We start from the raw sequence: 21,523 nt of genomic DNA on the forward strand, positions 1-21,523 counted from the left end.
AAAAGCGGTCAAGAACTGTCATTCCACGATGAGCCCGGTCAAGGAGGGTACGCCCATGACGGCAACGCCCGTGACGGCGAAGAGGGTCCTCGATCTGGCGGGCGCCCTGCTCCTGCTACTGGCGCTCTCGCCGCTCCTGCTGACCGCCGCGGCGGCGGTGGCGCTGACGTCACCGGGCCCCGTGCTGCGGCGCCGCGAGCGCGTGGGCCTCGGCGGCCGCACGTTCTCGATGCTCACGTTCCGCACCGGAGATCCGGGCGCCGTCACACCGGTCGGCCGGGCACTGCGACGCCACTTCCTGGACCACCTCCCCCAGCTTCTCAACGTCGTACGCGGCGAGATGTCCCTGGTCGGACCGCATCCGCTGGCCCCGGACGCCGTCACCGCCGGCCTCGGGCCCGAGCGGGCCCGGCTCGCGGTGCGGCCCGGAATGACCGGCCTCTGGCAGGTCTGCGGGCGCTCGGAGCTGCCCTGGGAGGAAATGACCGTGCTGGACCTGCATTATGTGGAGCAGCACTGGCTGGGACTCGACCTGGCGATCCTGGCCCGCACGGTGCCCGTGGCGGTCGCCGGACGCAACCTCGTCCATGCCGCCCCGGTGACCCCGGTCAGGGTTGCCTGAGCGACACAGATCACCGCATGCGTGGCTACAGTGCGGCGGAGTAAGTGGGTACTCTCAGCACAGACTGATTAAGTTACCGCTTAGTAGTAGTGCTGGACCATCCACCCTCGCAGGCCCGAGGAGCCTTCCATGCAACTCGCCGCGATCATTGTGTCGCTGACCCTGAGCGTGGTCGGCGTTGCGCTGCTCGCCCGCGCCATCGGCCAGTTCGTCCGCCACTTCAAGCTGGGGCAGCCGGTGCCCGCAGGCACGCGGACGGACAACCCCTACCAGCGCAGCGTGACCCTGGTCAGGGAGTTCCTCGGCCACACGCGGATGAACCGCTGGGGCATCGTCGGCTTCGCGCACTGGTTCGTCGCCATCGGCTTCCTGACGCTGCCGCCGACGATCGTCACCGCGTACGGCCAGCTGTTCCAGGCCGACTGGACTCTCCCGCTGATCGGCGGCTTCCTGCCGTACGAGATGTACATCGAGTTCATCGGCGCGATGACGATCCTCGGCATCGCCACGCTGATGGTCATCCGGCTGCTGAACCTGCCGTCGCGCCCCGGCCGCAAGTCCCGCTTCGCGGGCTCGAAGATGGGACAGGCGTACTTCGTCGAGTACGTCATCCTCATCATCGGCCTGGCGATCTACGTGCTGCGCGGCCTCGAGGGCGCCATCCACCACGTCGAGGGCTACGAGGCCGCGTACTTCGCCTCGTACCCGCTGGTCCTGGCCGTCAAGGGCCTGAGCCTCGGCGCGCTGCAGAACCTGGTCTACCTGTTCGCGATGATCAAGCTGAGCACGACCATGATCTGGATGATCACGGTCTCGCTCAACACCAACATGGGTGTGGCCTGGCACCGCTTCCTCGCGTTCCCGAACATCTGGTTCAAGCGCAACGCGACCGGCGAGACCGCCCTCGGCGAGCTGAAGCCGATGACGTCCGGCGGCAAGGAGATCGACTGGGAGGACCCGGGCGAGGACGACACCTTCGGCGTCTCCCAGGTCGAGCAGTTCTCCTGGAAGGGCCTGCTGGACTTCTCCACCTGCACCGAGTGCGGCCGCTGCCAGTCGCAGTGCCCCGCCTGGAACACCGGCAAGCCGCTGTCCCCGAAGCTCCTGATCATGTCCCTGCGCGACCACGCGCACGCCAAGGCCCCGTACCTGCTGGCCGGCGGCGGCAAGGACATGGAGGGCAACGAGAAGGCCACCCCGGAGCAGCTGAAGGACGTCCCCGCGTCCGCCCTGGCCGAGGCCGAGCGCCCCCTGATCGGGACGCTCGAGGAGAACGGCGTCATCGACCCGGACGTCCTGTGGTCCTGCACCACCTGCGGCGCCTGCGTCGAGCAGTGCCCGGTCGACATCGAGCACATCGACCACATCGTCGACATGCGCCGCTACCAGGTGATGATCGAGTCCTCGTTCCCGTCCGAGGCGGGCACGATGCTCAAGAACCTGGAGAAGAAGGGCAACCCCTGGGGGCTGGCCAAGAAGCAGCGCGTCGAGTGGACCAAGGAGGTCGACTTCGACGTCCCCGTAGTCGGCAAGGACATCGAGGACCTCAGCGAGGTCGACTACCTCTACTGGGTCGGCTGCGCCGGCGCCCTCGAGGACCGCGCGAAGAAGACCACCAGGGCCTTCGCCGAGCTGCTGCACATCGCGGGCGTCAAGTTCGCGATCATGGGCGGCGACGAGAAGTGCACCGGTGACTCACCGCGGCGCCTGGGCAACGAGCCGCTGTTCCAGCAGCTCGGCCAGGAGAACGTCGCGATGCTGAACATGGCGTTCGGCGAGGACGACGAGGACGAGTCGACGAAGAAGCCGAAGTCGGCCAAGAAGATCGTCGCCACCTGCCCGCACTGCTTCAACACGATCGCGAACGAGTACCCGCAGCTGGGCGGCGAGTTCGAGGTCATCCACCACACGCAGCTGCTGCAGCACCTGATCGACGAGGGCAAGCTGATCCCCGTCACGCCGGTCGACGGTCTGATCACCTACCACGACCCGTGCTACCTGGGCCGCCACAACAAGGTCTACACGCCCCCGCGCGAGATCATGTCGGCCGTCCCGGGCCTGCGCCAGCAGGAGATGCACCGCCACAAGGAGCGCGGCTTCTGCTGCGGCGCCGGCGGCGCGCGCATGTGGATGGAGGAGCGGATCGGCAAGCGCATCAACACCGAGCGCGTCGACGAGGCCCTGTCCCTCAACCCGGACATCGTCTCCACGGCCTGCCCGTTCTGCCTGGTCATGCTCACCGACTCGGTCAACGGCAAGAAGAACGACGGCAAGGCGCCGGAGTCCCTCCAGGTCGTCGACGTCGCGCAGCTGCTGCTCGACTCGGTCAAGACCCCGCCGGCCGACCCCGCGCCGGAGACGGAGCCCGAGGGGGCGCCGGAACCGGAGCCGGTGAAGTAGCCGTCTCCCCCTCCGGGGAGGAACAACTCCGCGGGAGTCCAGGAGAGAACACGAGAGAACGCTGAGCGGCCGGACCTGCCTCGGGGGCAGGACCGGCCGCTCGTGCGTGGGGGCGCCGCGCCAGATGCCGTCGGAGCCTCTTCAGGCACTGGGGCAGGCCCCCCGGGGTCCCCCTAGGGGATGTCACAGGTCGGCCGCAAACCCCCTCCCGTTTCCGGTCCGCCGCCACCCCGTCCCGCCGGACCAGGTACGTTCGTTGACGTGGCTGGATTCAGGATCGGACGCGGCCGGGACAACCGCACCCCGCAACGACAGCAGGCGCAGCAGGCGCAGCAGGCGCCGCCGCCCTACCCGGGTGGCGGGCAGGCCCCTGCGCCGCCGTACACGCATCAGCAGCAGTGGCCCCACGCGGGCGGCGCGCCGCAGGGCGGTGGCGGATACGGCGAACCGGAGTACTTCGGCGACCCGCACTCCCAGTACGGCGCGCCCCAGGACCCGTACGCGGCCAACAACCCCGGTCACACGCAGATGTTCAGCGTGCCCGACGACCCCTACGGCGACGGCGCGACCTACCAGGCGGGCGCCGCGCCCGCCCCCGTGGGCCCGCGCCTGCACTGGAAGCAGCTCCTGAGCGGCATCGTGCTGCGGCCGGGGCCGACGTTCCTCCAGATGCGCGACCACGCGGTCTGGTTCCCGGCGCTGATCGTCACCGTGCTCTACGGCATGCTCGCGATCTTCGGCTTCGACGAGCCCCGCGAGGAGGTCATCAAGGCGACCTTCTCGAACGCGATCTCGTACGTGCTGATCACCAGTGCCGCGTTCGTCATCAGCGGCCTGGTCCTCGGCGCCGTCACCCACACCCTGGCCCGCCAGCTCGGCGGCAACGGCGCCTGGCAGCCCACCGTGGGCCTCTCCATGCTGATCATGTCCCTCACGGACGCGCCGCGCCTCGTCGTCGCCCTCTTCCTGGGCGGCGAGAACTCCCTGGTGCAGGTGCTCGGTTGGGTGACGTGGCTGGCGGCGGGCGCGCTGTTCACATCGATGGTGAGCAAGTCGCACGACCTGCCGTGGCCGAAGGCGCTGGGCGCGTCGGCGATCCAGCTGATCGCACTGCTGTCGATCATCAAGCTCGGCACGATCTGAGCCGTGTCCGCAGGCGACGCGGACGCGAAGGCCCCCGCGGACCGGTCAGGTCCGCGGGGGCCTTCGCACATCCGCGGTGCCGCGCTCAGGCGTCCAGCACCTGACCCCTGCGCCGTACGACGGGCTTCTCCACGCTCCAGGGGAAGTTGATCCACTCGTCGGTGCGCTTCCAGACGTACTCGCACTTCACGAGCGAGTGCGACTTCTCGTAGATCACGGCGGACCGCACCTCCGCCACATGGTCCAGGCAGAAGTCGTGGACGAGCTTCAGCGTCTTGCCGGTGTCGGCGACGTCGTCCGCGATGAGGACCTTCTCGTTCGAGAAGTCGATGACGTTGGGCACGGGCGCCAGCATGACCGGCATCTCCAGCGTCGTCCCGACGCCGGTGTAGAACTCCACGTTCACCAGGTGGATGTTCTTGCAGTCCAGCGCGTACGCCAGCCCGCCGGCCACGAACACCCCGCCGCGCGCGATGGACAGCACGACGTCGGGCTCGTACCCGTCGTCGGCGATCGTCTGCGCCAGCTCGCGGATCGCGCCGCCGAACTTCTCGTAGGTCAGGTTCTCGCGTACGTCGCTCATGCCGCTGCTCCAGTCCTCACACCTGCGTCCGATGGAAATTGAGAAACGACCGGGAGGCCGTCGGCCCGCGCTGCCCCTGGTAGCGGGAGCCGTAGCGCGCGCTCCCGTACGGCTCCTCGGCGGGCGAGGTGAGCCTGAACATGCACAGCTGCCCGATCTTCATGCCCGGCCAGAGCTTGATCGGCAGCGTGGCGAGATTCGACAGCTCGAGAGTGACGTGCCCGGAGAACCCGGGGTCGATGAAGCCGGCCGTCGAGTGCGTCACCAGACCGAGCCGCCCGAGGCTGGACTTCCCCTCCAGCCGCGACGCGAGGTCGTCCGGCAGGGAGATGACCTCGTAGGTCGACGCGAGCACGAACTCGCCGGGGTGGAGGATGAAAGCCTCGTCGCCCTCCGGCTCGACGAGCCGGGTGAGATCGCTCTGCTCGACGGCGGGGTCGATGTGCGGATAGCGGTGATTCTCGAACACCCGGAAGTAGCGGTCCAGCCGCACATCGATGCTCGAGGGCTGCACCATGGATTCGTCGTAAGGGTCGATGCGCACGCGCCCGGCGGCGATCTCGGCCCGGATGTCCTTGTCTGAGAGAAGCACGTCCCGAGGATACGCAGAGCGCGCGGGCCGTCCCCAATCGGACACCTGCCCGCGCGCTCCCCTGCGTCGCTACTGCGTGCTCTGCCGGCCCTGAGCCACGGGTACGGCGCTCCTCAGCCGCGCGCACCGCGGGCACCGGATCAGCCGCCCGGGCCCGATCCGGTCGGTCCCGAGCTGCTGCATCGGAAACGAAGCGGTACTGAACACGTGCCCCTCGGCACAGCGGACGACGGTGCGCTCCATCAAGTCCATCGGGCCCCTTCCCCAGCGAATGCGGACGAAGGTCACATTAGGGGATACCCCGGACACCACCACACGCGGCACTCCGCCCCGCCACGGTACGCCCCAACTCCCGCCCCCCGCAGCCGCGTCCGCGCCCCGGAAACCACGAACGCCCCGCGGCGAAATACACCGTGGGGCGAGCGATGAGGTAGAGTGTGCGACGGTGCGGTACCGATCACCGGTCCGCCGCGCGGGTGTAGTTTAATGGTAGAACATGAGCTTCCCAAGCTCAGAGCGCGGGTTCGATTCCCGTCACCCGCTCCAAAGATAAAGGCCCAGGTCGAAGACCCGGGCCTTGCTGCTTGTCTAGACCACTTCGGGCGGCGTGCCATTCGACCGCTCCCGACCTGCGCCACAGGTGCCCGGGGGACACGTCGTGTGCACGTTGAAGTTCTGAGGCTGCGCGATCAGCGTCTTGCGGCACGCGGGGCCGAACCGGGCCGGCACGGCATGAAGGGGTGCACGGTCGCACCGCCAGTGCGGTCAGCCCGCGGCCGGTCCGGGTCCGTAGTACGCCTTGAATCCGCCCAGACAGTCCGCAAGGTGGGCCAGCCAGCCGCTCGGGGAGTACGGCTGGGGTGGGTCGACCTCCATGCCCAGCTGTGCCACCGCGAGGGCATATTCGGACTCTTCGAGGGCGAGGGTGAGCAGCTCGTGGAGCTCGCCCGTGAGGCGGGCAACCAGCTGCGGGTCCGTGGTGGCGGTGTAGTCGCGTACGGCCGCGTCGTGGTCCGGGAACTCGTCCGGCATGTCCTGCGAGAACCAGCCGCCGAGGAACTGGCCGAGCTCGGGAAAGCGGGCGTGCCACTCCCAGTGGGTGCGAGGGCGGGCCGGAGGGAGGACCTCGCCCTCCTCGATCGACCGCTTCAGGTGATCCGCGATCACGAACAGCCAGTCCTGGATCGCCGATTCGGGCAGCCCGACGTCCGGCACGGGGTAGAACTCACCGAGGCTCAGGCGCAGCCGGCCCGGTGGGTTGCGGGCGTACTCGCGGATCTGCTGTTCGGCCACGGCCAGAGCCCAGGGGCGGGTGTGCCAGGTGTGGCGGAGGTAGGCCTGGAGGGCTTCGCTCGGCTTGTCCGGCTCGTCGTCGGCCGCCATGCCGGTGTACGCGCTGATGACTTGGTCCAACTCGCCGTAGCGGCGGTCGAATTCGAGCGGTTTCATGGACACGGCGCTGGACCTCTACAGATAGATCGGGACGGTGGTGAGCACGACGAAGCCGTGCGGGCTGTCCGGCTCACGCTTGAGGACGACACGTGCCGCGCGCACATCGACGGGCTCGCGCCCGGCGAGCATCATCGCCTGCAGCAGTACGCGGCCGACGGGCGCCTCACGGGAGGGCCAGGCGGCCTCGATGGCGAGGCGGGCGCGGGTGCCCTGGGCGAGCCAGCAGTGGATCTTCTGCTCATTGCCGGTCACCACCTGCTGGGTGGCCCAGTGGGCGGTTGCGCGGTCGGGGTAGGTGGCGGATCTGGTTCGTACAGTCATGTCTTCCACTTCAGCTTGCGTCGAACGACCAGATGAGGCCGACTTCCTCGCGGGACACCGCGAGAAGGCCGAAGTCCCAGGAGTACCGGGTCATGGGCCAGCAGCCGGTGACCCGTTCGTAGAAGTCGGGGTGGTCGCCGTGGCGGGTGTTCGTGAAGAACCTGGAGCCCTCCGGGAAGCGCGACAGGATCGCCTGCGCGCGTTGCTCCATGCTCGGCCTGCGTTCGGCGAAGCCGTACTGCCGCGACACGTCCATGGCGTCCGTCGCCAGCATGACGAGCAGCCGTACGACGGCGGAACGCGGGATCTCGAACAGCCGGCTGCGCCATTCCGCGGCCCCGGTCTCATCCGTCGGCGGAACCCGGAACGGAAAGGCGGGGTCCTCCTCCAACTCCTCGTCTCCCTGCTCGGGATCCCTGCCGCTCCAGCCACGGGGATCGGCAACCTCGCGGTGCATCACCGCGGCCACATCGGGCAGCCAGTCCTCGTGGACGCGCGGGCCGACCGCGACGAACGAGTACCTGTTGCGGTACATCTCCACAGCCGCCGCCCAGGTCTCGGCATCCAGGGGCAGCTGCGGGCCATCCTGCCGGTCGTGCTCGGTATCGCTGTCCATCCGGGTCTCTCTCACTTGGGCATCGAGCTGAAGACGACGAACGGCGGATCGAGGTTCGGGTCGTGCATGAGACGCAGCGAGACCCCCTTGGTGTCGCGCACGTCTGTGAGCTGCCCGTCGACCAGAGCCGTGCCTCGCCCGGTCACCGCGTCACCGGCCAGGGGACCTTGGAGAGGAACAGACGGCGTATTGAATTCCGCGAACGGCTTCGGCGGATTCTCATTGAGCCACTTGTTGATTTCGTCCGTGTTGTCACGCAGAGCGTACTGGGTGTACCGCTGAGCGGATTCCATGTCGGCGTACGTAGAGGCGCCCGGGATCTTGGGCGTCCCATCCGCCTTGCTCTCGTCCCTCATCCGCTGGAGCAGTTGCTCGTCGGTCTTCCCCACATGCTTGTCAAGGGTATGGCCATTGCCCACCCCCTCCGCCGCGGCGAGGTCCATGGAGTACATGTAGGGAAACTGGCTCTCCGGCAACTGCCAGCGGTGCTCCTTCTTGAACTCATTCAGGGAGCGCGCACCGAACCCCTGCGCCCGGGCCCGCTCCGCCTGGAACGTCGGCACGCTCTGCAGCGCCTCGTCGAGCTCGAACTCAAGCATGGCCAGCTTGCCCGCAGCATCGCCGAAGGCCTCGAGATAGGCCCCGACCGCCGCGTCCATGGCCGCCTTGTCCATATGGGACCGGAAGGTCAGGACGACCTCCGCGACCACGAGCCCAACCGCGAGTCTGGTGAGCTCGATGGGGTCCAGACCAGACGTGAGGTCCTTCACTGTCTTGTCCGCGGCCTCCTTGGCAAGGCGCGTGGTCGTCTCGGTGGTCTTCTCGCCCAGGTCGGCCAGGTCGTCGAACAGCTTCTGAATTGTGTTCGCGCTTTTGTCGAGAACCTCGATGATCGGACGTCTCGTAGCGGGGTCGACCTTCCCGAGGGTCTTCCAGCTTCGGGCGCCCTTCTTGGCGGTCACCTCCGCCCGCTGGTCACGTACCTTCCCCCAAGCCGTGGTTCCCCAGATCGTCTGGCAGAAGGCCCTCATCGCGGACTGCCACTCACCATTCCCCGTGGGATCAGTGATGTAGGAGATCGCGTCCGTGAAGCCGTCGGCCGCCTTCTTCACGTCCTTTGAGACATCCCGCCATGCCCCGGCGATGTCGCGGAACTCGTCTTCCTTGACGCCCGGCGTGATCTCGTGGACGCGGCCAAGTCTCAGCCCTTCGTCGACCACGGGCTTCATGATGAACATGAGGAAGTCCGGGACCTCGCCCAGGATTCCCGAGATCGCCCAGGAATCGTGGTACTCGCCCTCCCCTCGCCAAGTGAGGTCATTGGGTGGGCCGTACGTGGGATCGCTGTCGATCACCGCCGGAGGCTGCTTCTCCTCGGGCGGACTGCCCTTGCCCTTGTTCGCCGCCCAGTCCGCCTGCGCGTAGTTGTTCGCGGTCTGCGTGAAACCCACCGACACCCCGCCCACGGACACCACGCTCTTCGCCCAGAGCTTCATGAACTTCCCGGCGACGATGCCGTACCGGTCGGCGAAGGAGTCCGGGCCCCAGCCCGTGCCCGCGGACTGGCTGTACTTGTTCACGCGCTCGATGAACTTCTTCGCGCTTTTGTCGTACGCGAATTGCTCGTCGCGGACGACAAGTGACGTAAAGTAGAGGTGCTTCGGCTGTACGTCGAAGCGCCCGACGCCCTGATTGGGCGGGGCGGTCTTCGCCTGGTCGCGTTCCTGCTTGCGCTGCTTGTCGGAGGGCAGATCGGCCATCAGGCGGCACCCCAGCCCCGGAGCACCGCTTGGTGCGCCGCCGCGTAATTGATCTCGCCGTTGACCACCACGTCGTGCAGCCAGGCCTGCGTGGCCTGCAGATCCGCCGCAGACCGGTCCCACTCTTCTAGCTTGTCGATGAACACCTCGCGGGCTTCGCCCTCCCAGGTCAGGACCACCTTCTCGGCGCGCCGGAAGAGCAGGTCCAGCTGCTCGTTGAGGCGCTTGAGAATGTCCTCGAGATCTCCGGAAAGGTCCTGCAGCGTCGCGAAATCGACGGTTATGTGGTCGTCGTCCATCACGCTTCCCCCGTTCAGAAGCCGTCAGTTGGCGTTGGGCCCTCAGAGGTCGGAGAGGGTGCTGCGCGGCGCGGCGGGCACCTCTGTGTTCGGCGTCGAAAGCGCGTCCGCTTCGCGCTTCACATCCGTCTCGACCTGGATCTTCCGTAGCTGCGCCATGACGTCCAGGTCCTGCTCCGAGAACCCGTCCCGGCTCAATCGCACGGCCTGTTCAACAGCCTGGATGATCATGCGGATACGTACGGCGTCCTCGGCCGCGCCCCGGTGGAGGTCCCGGTAGGCACGGGCGGCCGGCCCCTGCCATCCCGCCTCGATCCGGTCGACGATCGCGTCCATGCGTCTGACCTGCTCGTCCAGGTAGCCCTGCATACCGTCGAGGTCATTGGCCAGGTCCGTCAGCCGGTCGTCCTGCGCCCGAAGTCGTGGCTGTCCGCCTGCGCCACTCATCGCATCCCCCAGTTTGCGGTCGTCAACCCCGCTGCTCCGCTGGTTACTTGACACACCCTTGTCACCCTAACAACTTCACTTCAGACCATGGCAGCAGCAAATCCTCCATGAATGTGGGGTCGCTCACCCCGCGCGTATCGGTGGATGCCACACCCAGTGCGGTCGGGGGCCGGGACCGGGACAACTGCCTACAAGGACCCGTGCGCCTGCCCCCACCGCTCCCGCCCACCCGCGTCCATGGACTGGATCTGCCGTCTCTGCCGTCTTCGCCCTGACAGTGATCTTTGGTGTCGCCGGCTTCGCCAAGGACGCGGACGCCGCGTGAGTGAGCGCGTCGAGACCGGCGTCCTGGATACCGTCGCTCTGGATTCGGAAGGGATCTCCGCCTGGATCGCGCGGGACCGCACGCTCCTCGCGATGTCGCAGGTGTTCCACGACATGGGGGCCGGCCTGGTCATCGGGGCGAACACCATCGTGGACGTCGACCACTCCCGTACCAACATCCCCCGCCTGCACCGGGCCCTGTCCCGCATCAAGGAGGAGCCGGTCACCGAACAGTCGGCGAATGCGGCAGAACTTCTCAAAGGTGCCGGACTACGTGGGCACAAGGACGCCACCGTGGCCGAGGTCGCACTGCGCCAGCCGAAACCGGTCGCTCCGCTGAGGTCCGACAGCGACGGCATGACCAGGCTCTGCGGCAGCCAGATTCGCGTCATCTCTCTGACCCGGCGGCCCACTTCGAGGAGCCGCGCCTCGGAGCGGCCTCATGGGACGACCCAGGCACGCGCCGTGGCGGACACCGCAGCATCGCACATCGCCCGTGCCCCAAAACGCCGACGCCCGGAAGGCCGAGCGGTCGCGCCGGGAACAGCCGGCCCAGCCGTCACGGTTGCATCGACCGAAGGACCGGTGCCGCACGGGCGGGGAAGACGGAGACACAGAGTCGCCCGCCCCGCCTGGCCCCGGACCCAGACCCCAGATCCGCGGTACGCCCGCCGCGCACTCGGACCAAGACGTAGTTCTGCAGGAGGACTGTTTTTCATGACGGACCGGCCCTTGACGCTCATGGCAGTGCACGCCCACCCCGACGACGAGGCCACCGGAACCGGAGGGGTCCTCGCGCGGTACGCGGCGGAAGGCATCCGCACGGTTCTCGTGACGTGTACCGACGGCGGCTGCGGTGATGGACCGGGGGGCGTCAAGCCGGGCGATCCCGGGCACGATCCGGCGGCCGTCGCCCTGATGCGCCGCCAAGAACTCGAGGCGAGCTGTGACGTCCTGAAGATCAGCGACCTGGAGATGCTGGACTATGCCGACTCCGGGATGATCGGCTGGCCGAGTAACGACGCCCCCGGATCCTTCTGGCGCACCCCCGTCGAGGAAGGCGCCGCCCGGCTTGCGGAACTCATGCGGCACTACCGGCCCGATGTGGTCGTCACCTACGACGAGAACGGCTTCTACGGCCACCCCGACCACATCCAGGCCCACCGCATCACGATGGCGGCGTTGGAGATGACCGCGCTGACACCGAAGGTGTACTGGACGACGATGCCCCGCTCGATGATGCAGCGGTTCGGAGAGACCATGCGCGAGTTCGGTGAGGACATGCCTGAGCCGGATCCCGCGGAGGCCGCCGCGATGGCCGAGATCGGCCTCCCCGACGACGAGATCACCACGTGGGTGGACACCACCGCGTTCAGCGGTCAGAAGTTCGATGCGCTGGCCGCGCACGCCAGTCAGGGCGAGAACATCTTCTTCCTCAAGATGGGCAAGGAGAGGTTCGGCGAGTTGATGGGCCTGGAGACTTTCGTACGTGTCAAGGACGCCACCAACGCGGCCGTACCCGAGAACGATCTCTTCGCCGGACTGCGCTGACGGCTGTCGCGTCGGTGTGCGCCGGGTTCCTCGGATCCGGTGCTCATGTCACCAGTGTGCTCGCGATCACTGACCACGCCCCTGCGGCCCAGTAATGTCCGTCTGGACCTGCTCCGGGCGCGCAGCGACCTCCGACGGGTGCCGGCGGGTGCTGAGATTCCCGGGAGGAATTGCTGAACCCGGGCACTCGCCGAGAGCCCGGCCGGCGCCGGGGCGGCCAAAGGCCTGGCGCGCGGGGCGGACGGAACCGGGTACCGTCTTTGCATGCTCTTCCAGACTCCGATTTACGAGTGAGAGCGTGATGGGGACCTGTCGGCGCCCTTCGACGTCGCCGCCCGTCCCCCACCCGTAAGTCCATAGATCACTTCATTACCGGGAGAGCCCATGACCGTGAGCAAGAACATCAACAACCCCGTGGGCATGGGCGGCGGTCAGCGCAAGAAGCTGTCCCGCGCCGAACGGCAGAACAACGGTCCGCACCGCAACCTCGACCGCAAGGGCGCCGCCGACCAGAAGGCGGAGCTGGTGCGCAAGATGCGCGAGAAGGCCGGCGCAGCCGAGGACGCAGCCGGAAACACCGGGCAGACCGGCGACGACACCGCACAGAGCTGACGCACCGCCGCCGCAGGGAGGCACCGCACGGGACAGGGCCCGGACCGCGACGCACGGTCCGGGCCCTGCGAAGGCCGCCTCATCCATGCCGCATCAATCAGCGCACCCAGTCGTCCTCGCCACCAGGGCCGACCGTGATTGGGGCGACTCCGTGTCCGGTCATATGCCAGGACGCAAATTGTGGGTCCGGGCCGACCCAGAGTCCTGCGCGCCCACCGGCTACGAGCCCGGCCTGGCCGTCGACGGCCAGGCCGGCACCCGCTGGGCCTCCGCCAAGGGTGTCGACCCCAGTGGCTCGCCGTCGACCTCGGCCCCACCGCCGCCCTCTCCCGGGTACGGCTCGACTGGGAGGCCGCGCACGCCTCCGCGTACAGGATCCAGTCCTCCGCCAGCGGAACGTCCTGGACCGACCTCGCCTCCGTCACGAGCGGCGACGGCGGCGCCGATGAACTGGCCGTGACCGGCAACGCCCGCTACCTGCGGGTGTACGGCACCCAGCGGGCCGCCCAGTACGGCTACTCGCTCTACGAGTTCAAGGTCTACGGCACCACCGACGCTCCGTCGCCGTCCCCCACACCGACCCCGACACCCATCGGACGAGGCGTGAGTCCTGGTCGGCACTGACTCATCATGGACTGAAGCCCATGTCAGCCCATGATGACGGACTCAGTAGGTTGGCGGGATGAGCGGTCAACGGAATGTGGAGACGGCCTGGCGCCGTCTCACGGCCTGGCTGAAGGTGAATGCCCCGGTCTCATACGCCTCCCTGCTGCCGCCCGCCCCGGAGCAGGCCATTGAGGCTGCGGACGCCCAGTTGAGGCATCACCTCAACTTCGGTCTTCCCGCCGAGCTGGGCGATCTCTGGCGGCTGTGCGGCGGGGTGGAACACCAGTACATCGAGGCCAATGAGGAAGAGGGCGAGGTCGCATCGGGGGCGTTCCTGCCGGGCGGGATCCTGCTCGGCCCGGCGGATGCGCTCTGGCCGCGGCTGCCCGACATCAGCCGCAGGGACTGGTGGGGCGCCGCGGTGGTTCCGTGGCTGACCGGCGACCAAACGGGCCCCGAGTCCGGGCACTACGTGGGCGCGGACGGCGTCGGCTCCTGGTCGCTGCCCGACAACCTGGCCTGCGACAAGCCCGGCCATCCGTCGATCGCCGCCTACCTCGAAGCCGTTCACCGCACACTCACCGAAGGGCCGGCGGATGCCATGGGCCCGGACGTGCCCGGCCTGGTGTGGGGCTGCCTGATCTGGGATGACCCCGAGGCGCCGCTGCTGGATGATGCGCTGGAGCACTGGCGCCCCGTCCACTGGCCCGTGCCCCCGCCCAGGGCCCCGCCTGACTGACGGACTCCCGGGCAGGGGTCCAGTGGCTACGGCTTCCAGGAGATGGTCACTGCCGTCGTCGACCTTCAGCTTGCGTCGAACGACCGGATGAGGCCGACTTCCGCACGGGACACCGCGACAAGGCCGAGGTCCCAGGCGTACTGAGTCATCGGCCGGCAGCCGGTGATCCGTTCGTAGAAGTCGGGGTGGTCGCCGCCGTGGCGGGTGTTCGTGAAGAACTGCGAGCCGTGCGGGAAGCGCGACAGGATCACCTGCGCGTGTTCCTCCATGCCCGGCCTGCGGTCAGCGAAGCCGTACTGTCGCGACACGTCCATGGCGTCCGTCGCCGGCATGACGAGCAGCCGCACGACGGCGGAACGCGGAATCTCGAACAGCCGGCTGCGCCATTGCGCGGCCCCGGTCCCGTCCGTCGGCGGAACCCGGAACGGAAAGGCGGGGTCCTCAGTCGTTGAAGTACAGGGCTTCCATGTGGCCGGTGGCGTGCTCGCTGTGCCGCACCCGCAGCGAGGAGGCGTACAGGTCGGCCCTCCCCCACGGGTCCGCGTCGGCGAGGCAGGCGGTGGCGAGGGCGCCCCAGTCGTTCTGGTTCGGTTCGTCGTCCAGGTCGACGTACACGTCGAGGTCTTCGAGGGCTTCCGCCGTGATCCCGAGCGCGGACATCACGGCCTGCGGGTCGCCGGTCACGACGAACGGTTCGTCCCCGGGCCAGCCGCAGGCGTGGAACATGGTTCCGCCCGGCAGCCACACGAGGTCCTCGGTGTGCTCGGCGCCGCAGTGCACCTCGACCCGGCCCACGATCCGCGCGTCGGGGAAGCGTTCCCGCAGCCGGGTGGCCTCCGCCAGCAGCGACATGTCGTTGCCGTCGTCCGCGAACGCCGGGTCGGAGACCGACAGGAGGTTTCCCCACGCGCCCGCCTGCACGACGTCCAGATCGGCTCTCGTGGCGACCGTGATCATGTCGCTGCGCGCACGGGGGCCGAGGTCTTCGACCACGTCGTCGATCGTGCCCAGGGAACGGGCGAACTCCGCTGCGCGCTCCGGGTCGTTGGGCGGGAGCTCGGCGACGTCCAGCGCGAACGGCGGATGCAGGACAGTCAGTTCGTACCGGCTGCCGCTGCCCCGGGTCCTGCGGTCGGACGGGAAAGTCCAGTAGTCGGTGTCAGACATGCCCGTCACCGTAACGGGTTCCTGGGTTCCTCCGGGGGTGGTTGTGGCCGGCCCGGGCCCATGTACGTGAGGCCCGTTCCGAGGGCATCGGGGGCTGCGCGCGGCGCCGGTCACGGGCCCGGCGGGGCCGATACAGTTGCCGTCGAAGGCAGGGGGCGGTTGTGGACTTCGGAGTGTTGGGCCCGCTGACCGTGTGGCGGGCCGGCGTACCGCTGGAACTGGGCACGCCGAAAGGGCGGTTGCTCCTGGCGGTCCTGCTGAGCCGACCGGGCCGGCAGGTCTCCGGTGACGCGCTGGCGGAGGCGCTCTGGGGCGAGGAGCAGCCGAAGAGTGCCGCCAAGAACGTGCAGACCTACGTCCACCGGCTCCGGCAGCGCCTGGGGGAGCCGGGGCGCATCGCCACACAGGGCCGGGGTTATGTGCTGCGGGCCGACCGGGACGAACTGGACGCGGCCCGTTTCGAGGACCTGGCGGGCATGGCCCGAGCGGCGCTGGCGGCGGGTGATCTCGATCAGTCGCGCCGGATCTTCGACGAGGCCCTGGGCCTGTGGCGGGGGCCCGCGTTCGCCGGGACCGCCGACGTCCCGGCGCTGACCTCGGAGGCCGCTCGCCTCGACGAGCTGCGGCTCGGCGTACTCGAAGAGCGGATCGACGTCGACCTCCGCCTCGGCCGGCACAGCGAGCTGCTCGGCGAGCTGACCGCGCTGACGATGGAACACCCCTTCCGCGAGCGGATGTGGGCCCAGCTCATGCTCGCGCTGTATCGCTGTGGCCGGCGGGCGGACGCGCTGCACGCCTACCTCCAGGTACGTGACGTCCTGGCCGCGGAGACCGGTCTGGAGCCCGGGCAGCAGTTGCGGGACCTGCACCGGGCCGTCCTCGGCGAGGACCCCGCGCTGGACCCGGCGCTCCCGGCCGAGGAGCCGGGACGCGGGAACGCCGCCGTCGCCCGGATGCTGCCTCCGGCGCTCGGCGACTTCAGCGGGCAGCGGGCGGAGTTGGCGGAGATCGAAGCGGTGCTCCGCGAGGACCGCGCCGCCGACGAGCCGGCCGCGGTGGTGACGATCTCCGGCCCCGGCGGGGTCGGCAAGACCGCGCTCGCGGTGCAGGCCGCGCACCGCCTCAGGTCCGCGTACCCCGACGGGCAGCTGTTCGCGGCGCTGGCCGGTGCGCGTACCCAGCCGGTCGCCCCGGCCACGGTGCTCGGCCGCTTCCTGCGCGCGCTGGGAGTGCCCGCCACCGCGGTGCCGGAGGATCCGGAGGAGCGCACGGATCTCTACCGGGGCATGCTCGCGGAACGCCGCGTCCTGGTGGTGCTCGACGACGCGTACGACGAGGAGCAGTTGGCTTCCCTGCTGCCGGCGAGCGGCACCTGCGGAGTGATCGTCACCGGCCGCGTGCGGCTCGGCGGTCTTGGCGGCGCGCACCGGGTCGAGCTCCGTGAGATGTCCGAGGCCGACAGTCTGGCCATGCTGCGCGACAGCACGGCCGACCGGTTGACCTCGGCCACCCGGGCGGAGCTGTCCGACCTGGTCCGGCTGTGCGCCCGGCTGCCGCTCGCACTGCGGATCGTCGGGTCGCTCCTGCTGTCGCGACCGCACTGGCACCTTGCGGACCTGGTGTCGCGGCTGGCGGACGAGCAGCATCGGCTGGACGCGCTCCGCTATCGCGACCTCGAAGTACGGGCCAGCTTCGGGCTGAGCTACAAAGGGCTCCGGCCCGAGGCACAGCGGCTGTTCCGGCTCCTCGGGCTCCTGGAGGCGCCCGACTTCCCGCTCTGGACGGCTGCCGCCGCCGTCGACAGCGAACTGCGCGCGGCCCAGGAACTCCTCGACGAGCTGGTCGACGTCCACCTGCTCGACGTCACCGGAACGCCGCACGGTCAGGCGCGTTACGGCTTCCACGACCTGATCCGCGCGTACGCGCGGGAACGCGCGGAGCTGGAGGAGACGGCGGAGGCCCGGGAGGAGGCCATCGTCCGTGTCCTCGGCGCCCTCCTGGCCCACACGGACATCGCCGACCGTGACCACATGGGGCAGAACATGTACCAGCGGGACGCCGACCGGTGGCAGCCGGCGCGGGTGGAGGCGAGCCTGCCGCCTTCCGTACCGCCGATGGACGTGCTGGATTCGGAGCGCGTCCCGCTGGTGGCGGGTGTGCGGCAGGCCGCTGATCTGGGCCGGGACGAGCTCTGCTGGGAGCTGGCCGTGGGCGGACACGCGCTGTTCGAGACGGAGCGGTACTTCGACGACTGGCAGGAGTGCTACGACACGGCGATGAACCTGGCCACGGCCGCGGGCAACGTGCGGGGCCGGGCCAGACTCCTCATCTCGATGGCCGGACTGCGCTACACCCGCCGCCGGTACGGTCCGGCCGAGGAGTCCAACACCGAGGCCATGAAGCTGTTCGAGCGGATCGGGGACCGGCGGGGCTATCTGGAGGCGCTGAGCAACGCGCCGTTCTTCCTCGTGCCGGGCGGACGTCTGACCGAGGCGATCACAGCAGGCCGCGAGGCCTACGAACGGCTCAACGCCGGCGGGCAGGCCGCGGCGGCCCTGCACGCGTACTCGCAGGTCGGACTCGCCCACCTCCAGGCGGGCAGGCCGACGGTCGCGGCAGAGGTCCTCACGGAGATCGTCGCCGGTGCGCGCAAGGAGGGCATCCGGGCCCTGGTCGCGCGGGACACCTACTGGCTCGGCCAGGCGCAGCTCGCTCTCGGCCGTCCCGCGGAGGCCGAGGAGTCGTTCACCGAACTGACCGAGTACGCCCGGGACGTGGGGTCGTCGGGCGTGTTCTACACGGCCCACGCGTGGGGCTGTCTCCACCTGGCCCGCGGTGAGTACGCCGACGCGCGCCGCCGTCTCCTCGAAGGCGTCGAGGTCGCGCGTACGCTCCACGACCCCATGTTCGAGACCCGTGGTCTCATCGACCTGCTCGATCCCCGCCTGTACGGTCGCCACGAACTGCCTGCCGCGATCGGCGAGGGGGAACGCGCGGTCGAGGTGGCCCGCGGTATCGACTACCCGTACCTGCTGGCGGGTGTGCTGGAAACGCTCGCCCGGCTCCAGAGCGCGGCGGGAGACGACACCGCGGCGAGGCGCCTGGCCGGCGAGGCGTCCGCCGTGCGGGCCAAGATCCGCTGAGCCGTGCCGCGCGGCTCGGATTCCAGACGTGTGCCGGCCGTATTCCGCGATGTGTCACGGTCGGCGTCGACGACGAAACGCCGTCGGGGGGCCGTTCCGGCATGTCCGGCCGTGTTGTCGGTGGTCGTTTCTCGAAACAATCGAACGCTCGAAGCTGCCGTGTCGGACAGCTCTCGTTACCAGTGAGGTAGTAGTGCACAAGGGACGTATCGTGTTCGCGGCTGCTCTGGCCACCATGGGGCTCGCGGTTTCGGCCTGCACAGGCGACGAGGGAGAGCCCGCGGCGCAGGACCCGCCGGCGGCCTCCACTCCGGCCGCGCCCGCGCCGAGCAGCGAGAGCCCGGCTGCCGACAGCGGCGACGCCGGTGACGCCGGTGACGCAGGCGACGCTCCGGCCGAGGGTGACGTCACCGCGCCGGGCACCGAACTCAAGGTCGGTGACAGGGCCGTCGTCCCCTTCGAGTACACGAGCAAGAAGAAGGGGACCATCGCCATCACGGTCACGGCGATCGAGAAGGGCGCCGAGGCCGACATGGCCGCCTTCGGTGAGAAGGCGAAGGGAATGACGCCCTACTTCATCAGGATGAAGGTGGAGAACGTCGGCGGCACCGACCTGTCGTACGCGTCGCTGAAGCTGGACGGTGTGCTGGAAGGCGGCGCCGGTACGGGCGTCGTCCTGATCGGCGACATCCCGGGCAAGTGCGACCGCGAGACCGCGCCCACCGAGTTCACCACCAAGGGCGCGTCGTACGAGACCTGCACGCTCACCGCCTCGACGGGCAAGCCCGTCACGGCGGCCGAGTTCGACGAGGGCGACGCGTACAGCGACAGCCCGGTCGTCTGGACCAGCTGACCCCCCACGCGCCGGCCGGCCAGCTCGCCGCCGCGCCCGCCCCACCCGTTCCACGAGAAGCCCCTGGGCCGACGGCCCGGGGCTTCTCGGTGTGCCCGGGACCTACGGGCGCCGCGCTTGTGAACGCCAAGGCGACTCGGCCGTCACGGTGGGTCCGGGCACGCGGGCCGACGGATGTGCACCGACAACGACACCAGCGACCCGCATGGCCGGACCGTTCACTCCGCCGCCCCTTCCGCGGCGTCGAAAGCGCCCCTCTGGCGCCCGTAGCGGCGCCCTACGCCCTCCGCGTGAATATGACTGCTTACCCCTTGCCCCGTGAACCCTTCCCCAAATGAACGGGGGAGGGTTCGGCCCTTTCACGCGCGAACGGCGGGACGCGATGCGCTTATTGCAGATTCCACGAATGCCGGCCGACACAACCGGAAACAAACGGAACCTCAAGTTTCGCGAAAATAAACCCGCTGTGACGCCGATCACTCGGGCAATTACTTGATCAAGCGGAGCCGGTCGCTCATATACTGACGGCACGTTCACCGGCGGCGGGGACTGACCATCCTCGCCCGGTGCCGCGGACAGCCGGTGCCACACCGCACCGCCCCTCCGGACGGGGCCGTCCCGAGCGTCCGCGCAGCCACGTGATCTCAGTCAAGGGGGAATCTCATGCTTCCGAACAAGGTGAACCAGGACACCTCACCCGAGGGCATCGCCGCTGACCACGGCCCTGACGTGCACATAACGCCCGGCGTGGCCGCTCCGGGCGTCTTCACGCCGGCCGCCGCCAGGGTGGGCATGAGCGCCAGCACCGCCGTTGCCACATACGTGACGACCAGGGCGGTCAAGTAGCACCTCGCGACGCCCGTCACAGCCGCCGCCGTCACACCCGTGTACGCACGCCCGGTTCTCCGTCCCCGCGTACGCCCCGGTAAAGCCGAAGTAATCAACTATTGAGCGAAAGACCCGGTTGAAGTCCGCCGAGGGTTTCTCTTCACGGTGATCAATCGCCTCGGATTTTCCTGTCCGGGCCCGCCGTGATTCGACTGAACGCAGCGGCTTATCGACGGTCGAGTGGCGTGAAAGGTCAACCGGAACCGGCCACCCCCGCCTAAAGGAGAAGCAGCATGAACGGCATCGACAAGAACGACCTGGACGAGGTCATCGCCAAGACCTTCAACGAGGTCAAGACCGCCGTGAACACGCACAGCGAGAAGAGCATCCAGATGTACAGCACTGCGCTCCGGGCCCTGGTGGAGCTGCGGCAGCAGATCCTCTCCGAGGAGCGCGCCGGCAATTAGCCACCACGACGGCGCACGGTCCTCGGGCCTGATTCCCGATCGCGCCCGAGGACCGGGCGCCCTGGCCTCCGCGCTACGCGGAGCCCCTGCTCCCGCGGCCGTCCTTCTTCACGGCGGCGATCACGGCGGAGACCGCGGCCGTGGCAGCGAAGCTCCCCAGCATGACCAGCACCACGCCGATCACGAAGAGGCCGGTGGCGTCGTCCGACCAGTCGTAGTAGGCGGCGGCCGTCAGGCCGAGCGTGGTGCCGAGCACGGCGCCCGCGAAGTAGCGCCGGGACGCCGCCCAGTACACCGGCGCCAGCAGGGTCAGCACCAGCCCTGCCACCTGCCACACCTCGTACGGGCCGGTCGTCGAACCGTCGGGATGCACGTCATAGTGCTGGTCCCAGCCCAGCCAGGCCGCCCACAACGCGGCCGACACCGCAGCCACCACGAGGACGGCCGACAGCTCGGGAAGAAGTTTCAGAGGTCGTCGCATGGCCGAAGCATCTCGGCTGGACATGTGACCGGCCAGGGCGCACGTACTCAGCTCCGACCGAGTACCTCAGCCACGACCTGCTCGCCGACGACGCGTACCGCCTGCGAAGGGGTCCGGGCCGCGCGAGCGCAGACTCAGTGGTTCCGCTGCGCCGCCGGGAGCGCCGGCTCGGTGTCCGGAGCGGCGTCGCTCTTCATGGCGGCGGCCTCGCTCTTCAGGATGCGCGCGGACTTGCCCAGCGCGCGGGCCATCTCGGGCAGCTTCGCGCTGCCGAACAGCAGAACGGCGACTCCCAGCACGATCAGGATGTGCGAAGCGCTGAACGTACCCATCGTGACCACCCTCTCCGAGCGGGCCGTCTCTCAGGACGTCCGCGTTCTCCCGAGCGGGATCGTAGCCGTCGTTCGGCAAAGCACAGGCAATGAGCCTTTTCAGCGTGACCACCGATCGGGTGATGGCCTTGGTGCCCGCAACGGACAGGGCTCCCGTGCCGTTGGGTGAGGTGTTCGAAGTCTCA

The 21,523-nt window shown here is 69.0% G+C and carries 23 protein-coding genes, 1 tRNA gene and 2 pseudogenes; 13 read left to right on the forward strand and 13 right to left on the reverse strand.

The annotated features are described in order from the left end of the window. Positions 1-55: 55 nt before the first annotated feature. From ACWD01_RS20800 to ACWD01_RS20810, 3 genes are all read left to right on the forward strand, one after another. A complete protein-coding gene (locus ACWD01_RS20800) occupies positions 56-622 on the forward strand; it encodes a sugar transferase (protein WP_451163881.1) in 567 nt (188 codons plus the stop codon). Between the two features lie 129 nt (positions 623-751). After that, positions 752-3,022, forward strand: a complete 2,271-nt coding sequence (locus tag ACWD01_RS20805) for a heterodisulfide reductase-related iron-sulfur binding cluster (protein WP_451163883.1) — start codon at positions 752-754, stop codon at positions 3,020-3,022. A gap of 261 nt (positions 3,023-3,283) precedes the next feature. Continuing rightward, on the forward strand, positions 3,284-4,165 hold the full coding sequence (locus ACWD01_RS20810; RefSeq protein ID WP_451163885.1) for a Yip1 family protein: 882 nt from the start codon (positions 3,284-3,286) through the stop codon (positions 4,163-4,165). 85 nt (positions 4,166-4,250) lie between these two features. Here the strand turns inward: ACWD01_RS20810 and ACWD01_RS20815 are convergent, their stop codons facing one another. The 3 genes from ACWD01_RS20815 to ACWD01_RS20825 form a co-directional block, all read right to left on the reverse strand. Beyond that, positions 4,251-4,748 (reverse strand): phosphoribosyltransferase, encoded by a 498-nt coding sequence (locus ACWD01_RS20815; RefSeq protein ID WP_451163887.1) that lies wholly within the window; start codon positions 4,746-4,748, stop codon positions 4,251-4,253. 16 nt (positions 4,749-4,764) lie between these two features. Beyond that, positions 4,765-5,340, reverse strand: a complete 576-nt coding sequence (gene dcd, locus ACWD01_RS20820; protein ID WP_356899406.1) for a dCTP deaminase — start codon at positions 5,338-5,340, stop codon at positions 4,765-4,767. Positions 5,341-5,409: 69 nt separating this feature from the next. Beyond that, positions 5,410-5,592 (reverse strand): hypothetical protein, encoded by a 183-nt coding sequence (locus ACWD01_RS20825; protein WP_451163889.1) that lies wholly within the window; start codon positions 5,590-5,592, stop codon positions 5,410-5,412. Between the two features lie 220 nt (positions 5,593-5,812). Here ACWD01_RS20825 and ACWD01_RS20830 point away from each other — a divergent pair. Next, positions 5,813-5,886, forward strand: a tRNA-Gly gene (locus ACWD01_RS20830). A 219-nt stretch (positions 5,887-6,105) separates the two neighbouring features. Here ACWD01_RS20830 and ACWD01_RS20835 read toward each other — a convergent pair. Genes ACWD01_RS20835 through ACWD01_RS20860 form a run of 6 tightly spaced genes read right to left on the reverse strand, consistent with a single transcriptional unit; the run spans position 6,106 to position 10,235 of the window. Continuing rightward, complete coding sequence (locus tag ACWD01_RS20835; RefSeq protein WP_451163891.1) at positions 6,106-6,795, reverse strand: contact-dependent growth inhibition system immunity protein; 690 nt, start codon at positions 6,793-6,795, stop codon at positions 6,106-6,108. Positions 6,796-6,807: 12 nt separating this feature from the next. Beyond that, on the reverse strand, positions 6,808-7,113 hold the full coding sequence (locus ACWD01_RS20840) for an RNase A-like domain-containing protein (RefSeq protein WP_451163893.1): 306 nt from the start codon (positions 7,111-7,113) through the stop codon (positions 6,808-6,810). A gap of 10 nt (positions 7,114-7,123) precedes the next feature. After that, positions 7,124-7,729 carry a hypothetical protein gene (locus ACWD01_RS20845; RefSeq protein WP_451163895.1) on the reverse strand — a complete coding sequence of 202 codons (606 nt, stop codon included), beginning with the start codon at positions 7,727-7,729 and terminating at the stop codon, positions 7,124-7,126. Between the two features lie 11 nt (positions 7,730-7,740). Continuing rightward, complete coding sequence (locus ACWD01_RS20850) at positions 7,741-9,489, reverse strand: RNase A-like domain-containing protein (protein ID WP_451163897.1); 1,749 nt, start codon at positions 9,487-9,489, stop codon at positions 7,741-7,743. After that, complete coding sequence (locus ACWD01_RS20855) at positions 9,489-9,788, reverse strand: WXG100 family type VII secretion target (protein ID WP_451163899.1); 300 nt, start codon at positions 9,786-9,788, stop codon at positions 9,489-9,491. Before ACWD01_RS20855 ends, ACWD01_RS20850 begins: the two co-directional genes overlap by 1 nt. Before the next feature lie 42 nt (positions 9,789-9,830). Beyond that, positions 9,831-10,235, reverse strand: a complete 405-nt coding sequence (locus ACWD01_RS20860; RefSeq protein ID WP_451163901.1) for a WXG100 family type VII secretion target — start codon at positions 10,233-10,235, stop codon at positions 9,831-9,833. A gap of 321 nt (positions 10,236-10,556) precedes the next feature. On the opposite strand from ACWD01_RS20860, the pseudogene ACWD01_RS20865 reads away from it, so the two are divergent. From ACWD01_RS20865 to ACWD01_RS20885, 5 genes and pseudogenes are all read left to right on the forward strand, one after another. After that, a pseudogene (locus ACWD01_RS20865) lies at positions 10,557-10,958 on the forward strand (hypothetical protein); the annotation flags it as partial. A 318-nt stretch (positions 10,959-11,276) separates the two neighbouring features. After that, positions 11,277-12,110, forward strand: a complete 834-nt coding sequence (locus tag ACWD01_RS20870) for a PIG-L family deacetylase (RefSeq protein ID WP_451163929.1) — start codon at positions 11,277-11,279, stop codon at positions 12,108-12,110. A gap of 384 nt (positions 12,111-12,494) precedes the next feature. Beyond that, positions 12,495-12,722, forward strand: a complete 228-nt coding sequence (locus tag ACWD01_RS20875) for a DUF6243 family protein (RefSeq protein WP_451163903.1) — start codon at positions 12,495-12,497, stop codon at positions 12,720-12,722. 180 nt (positions 12,723-12,902) lie between these two features. After that, complete coding sequence (locus tag ACWD01_RS20880) at positions 12,903-13,346, forward strand: discoidin domain-containing protein (protein ID WP_451163905.1); 444 nt, start codon at positions 12,903-12,905, stop codon at positions 13,344-13,346. Positions 13,347-13,404: 58 nt separating this feature from the next. After that, the gene (locus ACWD01_RS20885; RefSeq protein ID WP_451163907.1) at positions 13,405-14,067 is read left to right on the forward strand and encodes a hypothetical protein; all 663 of its coding nucleotides are present in this window, start codon (positions 13,405-13,407) and stop codon (positions 14,065-14,067) included. A 65-nt stretch (positions 14,068-14,132) separates the two neighbouring features. Here the strand turns inward: ACWD01_RS20885 and ACWD01_RS20890 are convergent, their stop codons facing one another. Together ACWD01_RS20890 and ACWD01_RS20895 are read right to left on the reverse strand one after the other, a co-directional pair. Next, positions 14,133-14,381, reverse strand: coding sequence for a hypothetical protein (locus tag ACWD01_RS20890; RefSeq protein WP_451163909.1), 249 nt, complete (start codon positions 14,379-14,381; stop codon positions 14,133-14,135). Positions 14,382-14,508: 127 nt separating this feature from the next. After that, a complete protein-coding gene (locus ACWD01_RS20895) occupies positions 14,509-15,234 on the reverse strand; it encodes a DUF6333 family protein (protein ID WP_451163911.1) in 726 nt (241 codons plus the stop codon). 161 nt (positions 15,235-15,395) lie between these two features. Between ACWD01_RS20895 and ACWD01_RS20900 the strand changes: the two genes are divergently transcribed. The 4 genes from ACWD01_RS20900 to ACWD01_RS20915 all read left to right on the forward strand — a co-directional run bounded on the left by ACWD01_RS20900 (position 15,396) and on the right by ACWD01_RS20915 (position 20,525). Continuing rightward, complete coding sequence (locus ACWD01_RS20900) at positions 15,396-18,377, forward strand: AfsR/SARP family transcriptional regulator (protein WP_451163913.1); 2,982 nt, start codon at positions 15,396-15,398, stop codon at positions 18,375-18,377. 235 nt (positions 18,378-18,612) lie between these two features. Next, positions 18,613-19,230 (forward strand): hypothetical protein, encoded by a 618-nt coding sequence (locus ACWD01_RS20905; protein ID WP_451163931.1) that lies wholly within the window; start codon positions 18,613-18,615, stop codon positions 19,228-19,230. 663 nt (positions 19,231-19,893) lie between these two features. Then, entirely contained in the window at positions 19,894-20,076 is a 183-nt protein-coding gene (locus tag ACWD01_RS20910; RefSeq protein WP_451163915.1) for a hypothetical protein, read from the forward strand. 275 nt (positions 20,077-20,351) lie between these two features. Further along, complete coding sequence (locus tag ACWD01_RS20915; protein WP_451163917.1) at positions 20,352-20,525, forward strand: hypothetical protein; 174 nt, start codon at positions 20,352-20,354, stop codon at positions 20,523-20,525. A 73-nt stretch (positions 20,526-20,598) separates the two neighbouring features. Here ACWD01_RS20915 and ACWD01_RS20920 read toward each other — a convergent pair whose 3' ends face one another. Further along, positions 20,599-21,006 (reverse strand): hypothetical protein, encoded by a 408-nt coding sequence (locus ACWD01_RS20920; RefSeq protein ID WP_451163919.1) that lies wholly within the window; start codon positions 21,004-21,006, stop codon positions 20,599-20,601. 155 nt (positions 21,007-21,161) lie between these two features. Then, positions 21,162-21,338 (reverse strand): annotated as a pseudogene (locus ACWD01_RS20925) (Sec-independent protein translocase subunit TatA); the annotation flags it as partial. Positions 21,339-21,523 lie beyond the last annotated feature (185 nt).

The organism is Streptomyces sp. NPDC002835, assembly GCF_053591995.1.